At 61.9% G+C, this 6368-nt stretch carries 6 protein-coding genes; 3 read left to right on the top strand and 3 right to left on the bottom strand.

What is annotated here, in order from left to right:
- Window positions 1-900, top strand: a 900-nt coding sequence (locus NW837_RS10445) for a gamma-glutamyltransferase family protein (RefSeq protein ID WP_414331316.1), incomplete at its 5' end; no start/stop codon positions are given.
- A 5-nt stretch (window positions 901-905) separates the two neighbouring features.
- On the opposite strand, the gene fabG is transcribed toward NW837_RS10445, so the two are convergent.
- Window positions 906-1667 carry a 3-oxoacyl-[acyl-carrier-protein] reductase gene (gene fabG, locus NW837_RS10450; RefSeq protein ID WP_011433672.1) on the bottom strand — a complete coding sequence of 254 codons (762 nt, stop codon included), beginning with the start codon at window positions 1665-1667 and terminating at the stop codon, window positions 906-908.
- Window positions 1668-1943: 276 nt separating this feature from the next.
- On the opposite strand from fabG, the gene NW837_RS10455 reads away from it, so the two are divergent.
- Window positions 1944-2438 carry a DUF3531 family protein gene (locus NW837_RS10455; protein WP_414331319.1) on the top strand — a complete coding sequence of 165 codons (495 nt, stop codon included), beginning with the start codon at window positions 1944-1946 and terminating at the stop codon, window positions 2436-2438.
- 12 nt (window positions 2439-2450) lie between these two features.
- Here NW837_RS10455 and NW837_RS10460 read toward each other — a convergent pair whose 3' ends face one another.
- Both NW837_RS10460 and lptC read right to left on the bottom strand, forming a co-directional pair.
- Entirely contained in the window at window positions 2451-4211 is a 1761-nt protein-coding gene (locus tag NW837_RS10460) for a sulfatase (RefSeq protein WP_414331322.1), read from the bottom strand.
- An 81-nt stretch (window positions 4212-4292) separates the two neighbouring features.
- Entirely contained in the window at window positions 4293-5267 is a 975-nt protein-coding gene (gene lptC, locus NW837_RS10465) for an LPS export ABC transporter periplasmic protein LptC (protein ID WP_414331325.1), read from the bottom strand.
- 155 nt (window positions 5268-5422) lie between these two features.
- On the opposite strand from lptC, the gene NW837_RS10470 reads away from it, so the two are divergent.
- A complete protein-coding gene (locus NW837_RS10470) occupies window positions 5423-6292 on the top strand; it encodes a branched-chain amino acid ABC transporter permease (protein ID WP_414331327.1) in 870 nt (289 codons plus the stop codon).
- Window positions 6293-6368: the final 76 nt, after the last annotated feature.

A 6368-nucleotide genomic window follows, 5' to 3' on the forward strand; every position in this document is an offset into this window, starting at 1 on the left:
CAGCACCAGGCCGATTGGGTGGAACCCATCCATACAGATTACCGCGGCTACACCGTCTGGGAGATCCCCCCCAACGGGCAGGGCATTGCCGCTTTGATGGCGCTCAACCTTTTGGAGGGTTTTGAGCTGGGTCGGATCTCCTACGATGCCGGCGAGCGCTATCACCTGCAGATTGAGGCAATGAAGCTGGCCTTTGCCGATGTGAGCCGACAGGTGGCGGATCCGGAGTATGTGCGGGTCAGTCCTGCCCAGATGCTGGATAAGGCTTATGCACAGCGGCGGCGGCAGTTGATCGGGAGGGAGGCGATCCCCCTGGCCCAGCCAGGGCTGCCGGAGGGGGGAACGGTTTACCTGGCTGCAGCTGATGGTGAGTTGATGGTGTCTTTGATTCAGTCGAATTTCGATGGCTTCGGCAGTGGTCTGCTGGTTCCGGGCACGGGCATTGCCCTGCACAATCGCGGCACCGGTTTCACCCTGGAGCCCGGCCATCCCAACCAGGTGGGCCCCCGCAAGCGCCCCTACCACACGATTATCCCCGCCTTTCTATCTAAAGAAGGGATCCCCCTCGGCCCTTTTGGTGTCATGGGGGGGGCAATGCAGCCCCAAGGCCATGTGCAGGTGGTGGTGAATTTGGTGGATTACGGCCTGAACCCCCAGGCGGCTCTGGATGCGCCCCGCTGGCGAGTGCTGTGGGATCAGGGGATCCCGCAGGTGGCGCTGGAGAGCACGGTGCCGCCCCAGGTGGTGCGCGAACTCTCCGCCCGCGGCCATGCAGTGCAGGTGGTGGACGCAGAAGAGGATTGCGGTCTTTTTGGCCGGGGACAGATCCTCTTGCGGGATGGGGATCACTTCATTGCGGCTTCCGAACCCCGTGCCGATGGCCTAGCCCTGGCGTGGTAGAGTGCCTAGCTCATCACCATGCCACCATCGATGGCAAAAACCTGTCCCGTGATGTAGGCCGCCGCCGGATCTGCCGCCAAAAAACGCACCAGCCCCGCCACTTCTGCCGGGGATCCCAGTCGCCCCAGGGGGATCTGCGCCAAAATCGGGCCAGGATCCAGTTTTTCGGTCATTTGGGTGGTGATGAACCCCGGTGCCACGGCGTTGACGGTGATGTTGCGGCTGGCCAGCTCGCGAGCTGCTGTCTTGGTGAGGCCCACCACCCCTGCTTTGGCGGCGCTGTAGTTGGCCTGGCCGGCATTGCCCACCAAGCCCACCACCGAGGTGATGTTGATGATGCGCCCCTGGCGCTGCTTCACCATGATCTTGGCGGCTGCCTTTAGGCAGAGAAAGACCCCCGTCAGGTTGAGATCCAGCACCGCCTGCCAATCTTCTGGCTTCATGCGCAGCAGCAGGGTGTCGCGGGCCATGCCGGCATTGTTCACCAGCACATCCACCCGACCCCACCGCTCCATCACCTGGGCAAACAGGCTCTCCACCGCCTCTGGGCAAGACACATCGGCGGCCACAGGGATCCCTTCTCCCCCCAGGGCCGCGATCTCCTCCACCAGGGACTCGGCTTCGGCAGCGGAGCGGGCGTAGTTGATCGCCACTTTTGCTCCAATGGCCCCCAGGTGCAGGGCAATCGCCCGGCCAATGCCCCGGCTGGCTCCGGTGACCACAGCCACCCGGTCTTGGAGGGAAGGCAAAGGGAGAAGCTCAGACATAAGCGGCAGGTTCCTCGTGATTCGGACAGCCGCAACAGTATAGGATGCTTTAGAGCCCTCTGGTTGCCACTGGCTTCCCTGCGATCGCTTGCGCTGCGTCCCTCATAACCGCCGTTCGCGCTACTTGGATGGAGTCCTTCGGCATAGGCAGGAGGGATCCCACGGCTCTGTGCAGTCACCCTGCCCGCAAGATGTGTTGACGGACGGATTCCCAGACCAACGGGCGAGCAGAGCCGGACTATGATCAAAGGCTAGGCCGCAGCAGAGGAACTGTCCATGCAAGTGGAGTTTCGCGAGTGCGATCCGGGAAATCTGTGGATCTGGTTTGAGTTTGCCGAGCCGCCGGTCGAAGCTGAGCTGGAGTACCTCAACGAGGTGCTGGAGTCATGGTACGTGTTGGGCAAGCTGGGCGGATTTAACGCCGAGCGTCTGGTGGCCCAAGAGGCCGAGGTGGATCTGAGCTATCTGGAGTATCCCAACGAATCGGAGCCCTTGCCTTCCCTGATGCACAACATGGGATCCCTGGAAGAGAAGGACAACTGGGCCCGCTGCTGGTTTGATCTGGGCACCGCCGATGCGATGGCGCTGGATGTGTTGATCAACGCCCTGCGCACCCTCAGCCTGGAATACATCGGCCTCAGCCGCGTGATTATCGGCGGGCAAAATGAGGATTGGCCAACGGCGGATCCGGAGGAGATGGATGACATGGATGACTACGATCTAAACGGCTATGTGCGGGATCACAGGGAGGAGGAAGGAGGGCTGGAATAGCGGGATCCCTGCCTACTCCAAGTAGCCCAGCTCTTGCATCTGCCGCACCAAGTCGGCATCGCTTTCCACATTCACCTTGCGAGGAGCCGTGCTAGGCCGCCGGGACTCTGCCCAGCTCACCCACGTTCTCAGCCCCTGCTGCAGGCGAGCCAGCCAAGCCTGGGGCCAGCCGGCTTCCCCCGCCGACCCGTCGTGACAGCGTTGCGGATCAGCATCAGGGAGAGAGGAGACAGGATCCCCGTCGCCGACCCAGAGCAGATCCCGCAGCTCCGCCGGATCCTGCTCCAAGTTGTAGAGGCTGGGACGATCCCCCGTTTGGATGAGCTTGGTCATCCCCTCATAGAGGGCACGGCGGATGTCGTAACAGGCACGCGCCCGCAGCAGGCTGTCGTTACGGCTTTCCATAGCCCGAATGAGGAGGTGGGGCGGGAAGGCTTCGCTGAGCACTGTTCCCTGCTCGGGATCTTCCCCTGCCAAGGTGCGGGCCAAGCTGAGGCGGGCGACCTCGCGGCGGAGCTTGAGGCTGACACAGGGGGCACCGTTGGGGGAAAGGTTGGGGCTAAAGCCGGCAGCTTCCAGGAGGGTATGGAAGAGGCGGCGGGTGGAAACGGGGGTGGCAATGCGTTTTCCTGCCGGGAAGTGGCCGGGATAGCGCAGGATGAGGGGCACGCGGATCAGCTCTTCGTAGACCACAAAGGCGTGGCCGACGAAGTCGTGTTCTCCCAGGCCTTCGCCGTGATCGGCGACGATGGCCACCAGCGTGTTCTGCTCCAGGCCGGTGTGGCGCAGGGTGTCGAAGACGGATCCCAGTAGGTGATCTTGGTAGGCCACCTCAGCATCGTAGATATCCCGCAGCACCTGCGCTTGCAGTGGAGAAAGGGGCTGCGGCAGGGGCGCCATCCAGCGGTAGGGCTGGGCGTTGTATTGGCGCAAAAAGTCGCGGGCCTCGCGGTTGCTTTTGAAATAGGGGGCGTATTTCTGCACAAAGGGCTCCGGCGGCCAGTAGGGCAGATGGGGCTCCATCAGGTTGACAAAGCAAAAGAAGGGCCGTGCTCTAGGATCCGACCGGCGGCGGGCCATCTGCTGCAGGTAGCGGTTGAGGTCGGCAATCGAGGCGGCGGTGTTGCCTTTGAAGTTGAGCAGGCGGGTCCAGAGGGAGGCAAACCAGGGGTGCAGCGCCAGCTGGAAGAGGGCGTCGGAGCGGGCAAAGGCGTTTTGCACCGGATAGGAGAGCCGCCGCCAAAATTGGGTGTAGGCGGCCAGCCAGCGGTTCAAGGGGGCGGGCAAGGGGGTGCCTTCGGGAGGGCGGGTGGGCAGAGCGCCACCGTAGTTGTAAAAGGTTTCAAAGCCGCGCCGCAAGCCGTTTTTCAGGATCCCCACCAGAGGGTTGTTGCAAAAGCCCACAGTGGTATAGCCGCTCAGCTGCAACAGCTCTGCCAGGGTGGGCAGGGCGGGGCTCAGCTCCAGATCTGCTTGGACAGTCTGGTGGGTGCTGGGATATTCCCCCGTAAAGAGGGAAGCGTGGGAGGGGATGGTCCATTGGGCAGGGGCGATGGCCCGCTCGAAGAGGGTGGATTCGGCAGCCAGCCGATCCAGGTTGGGGCTGGTGGGCAGTTGGCGGGCACGCTCCGCTTCCGACCAGTAGCAGGAGAGACGATCTGCCCGCTGGGTATCCAGCACGATCAGCAGGATGTTGGGGCGTTCTGCAGCAGCGCCAGCCCTGGCGGGGAAACATCCTGTTTGCGTCAGCGAGACGGAGTCCTTAAAACTCACCACAACCCACCTGATACGTTTCTTAAAGTATCCCTATCCTGCCATGCTCTCGGCCAGCTTTCTGCTTCCCCCACCGCCTCCTCAGGGCAAAGTGAGCTGGGTTTGGCTGTTGCCTTGGATCCGAGCAGTGTTGGCCTGCCAATCCAGGATCCCTTGGTTGCCTCTGACAGTCAAAGCCTGGCCGGGCTGGCGGTAGCGCACGTTGCCTCGGGCTTGCAACTGGGTGGAGCCGATGCGCCAGCGGATCTCCTGGGCCTGCAGCTCTTGACCGGTTTGCTCGGCTTTGGCTTGCCCGTTGCCCAATATGCGCAACTCGGTTAGAGGCAGGGGAGCCCGCAACTGCTCGCCCCTGAGGCGCAAAGCTTGTAAGGGAGCGTAAACCTCTACAGACCCTACTGCCTGCACTTCCCCGACGCCAAATTGCCACAGAAAACGGCTGGCAGCCAGCTCCAGATCCGGATCCCGGTACTCTGCCCGCACTGGCTGAGTGGGATCCCAGTTCTCCAGCTGCATCTGGGCTTGGCCAAAGTCGACGAGCAGCCGCTCCCCCTGCAGGGATCCCTGCCCATCCAACAGCTCCACTTTCACCTGGCCCTCAGCTTGGAGGAGGCGCTGTTCCGGCAGCCATTCCACCCGCTGGGCCTGCAGACGCAGGTTGTCTCGCTCCGATTCCACCTCGACTTGACCCCTCAATTCCAGACGTCGTTCGCCGGGGTAGGCAGAGCCTTGCTCGGCGCGGGTGCGGATGGCGCGGTTGTCTTCGTCGAAGAATTCCCCCTGAACGGCCTGCAAATGGGCGGATCCCAACTGCACAGGAGCGGCACCATTTTCTGGGGGGGACTCATATTCGGCCAGGCGAGCCTGTAAGCGCCAGAGAATGGCACCATCCGGTCTGGCCTGGGTGAGGGTGATGTCTTCGTAGATTAACTGGGGAGTGGGAATGGGATCCGCAGGTGTGGGATCCCTGTCTGGGGATGGCTCCAGCGCTCCGCAGGCAAGGCTCAACAGGGCCAAAGCTGCCAGGGAGCTGAGGATGGACAAAGACCTGGACTGCATGGATCTTCTTCCTTGTGGGCGCTCTCCCCTACCCTAGCTTTCTTAGGACTCCGTCCCGCTGGCGCGATCAGCCGTATCCTTCCGCTGCGCTGAGCCGGATCCCGCTCTCGGCAAACCCGTGGCATTATCAGGGCAAAGTGTTTTTGGGGGCAAGCGTGACCCAACTGTTGCAACTTTTCATCTACGGCCTTGTCTTGGGCAGCATCTACGCCCTGGGAGCAATTGGGGTGTCGCTGACCTTTGGCATTTTGCGCTTTGCCAACTTTGCCCACGGGGATCTGATGACCCTGGGGGCCTACTTCGGCCTGACATTTGTTGGGTTGGGTTGGCCAATTGGGGTCAGCCTGCTCCCAGCAGCTTTGGCCACGGTACTTTGTGCAGTTGGGATCGACCAACTCATTTATCGCCGCCTGCGCCGGGAGGCCCCGGTGATCTTGCTCATTTCTTCTTTTGGCACCGCTCTGATTCTGCGCAGCCTGGTGCAGATCATCTGGGGGCCCAACAATCAGGTGTACCGCAGCGGGATCCAGTTGCCGTGGCGGCTTGGAGAGCTGCGCATCAAGCCCGATTGGGCAGTGATCCTGGTGGGAACAGCCCTGTTGGTGGTGGCCCTGCATCTTTTCTTACAACGCACACGGGTGGGCAAAGCGATGCGGGCCATGGCCGACAATTTTGAGCTGGCCAAGATTACCGGCATTGATACGGAGCGAATCGTTCTCTGGACTTGGGCCATCGGCGCAGCTTTGGCCTGTGCAGCAGGTGTGTTCCTGGGTATGGATACCCGGCTGCACCCCACCATGGGCTGGCGGCTATTGTTGCCCATTTTTGCAGCGGCCATTCTCGGCGGCATCGGTCGCCCTTACGGGGCTATTGCCGGAGGAGTGGTGATCGGCCTGGCGGAAGAATTCTCGACCTTGGTGATCAACCCGGCCTATAAAACCGGGGTGGCCTTCACCATATTGGTATTGCTGCTGATCTTCCGACCCACAGGATTACTGGGATCCCCGGGTGGGGGGGATGTCTGATGTTGAGCTACGGCATTTTCTTTTTGATTTTGGTGGGGATCTACGGCGTGCTGGTGCTGGGCCTCAATATCCAGTG

This window comes from Synechococcus sp. R6-10 (genome assembly GCF_047461815.1).
In the GTDB taxonomy this organism is placed as follows: Bacteria; Cyanobacteriota; Cyanobacteriia; order Thermostichales; family Thermostichaceae; genus Thermostichus.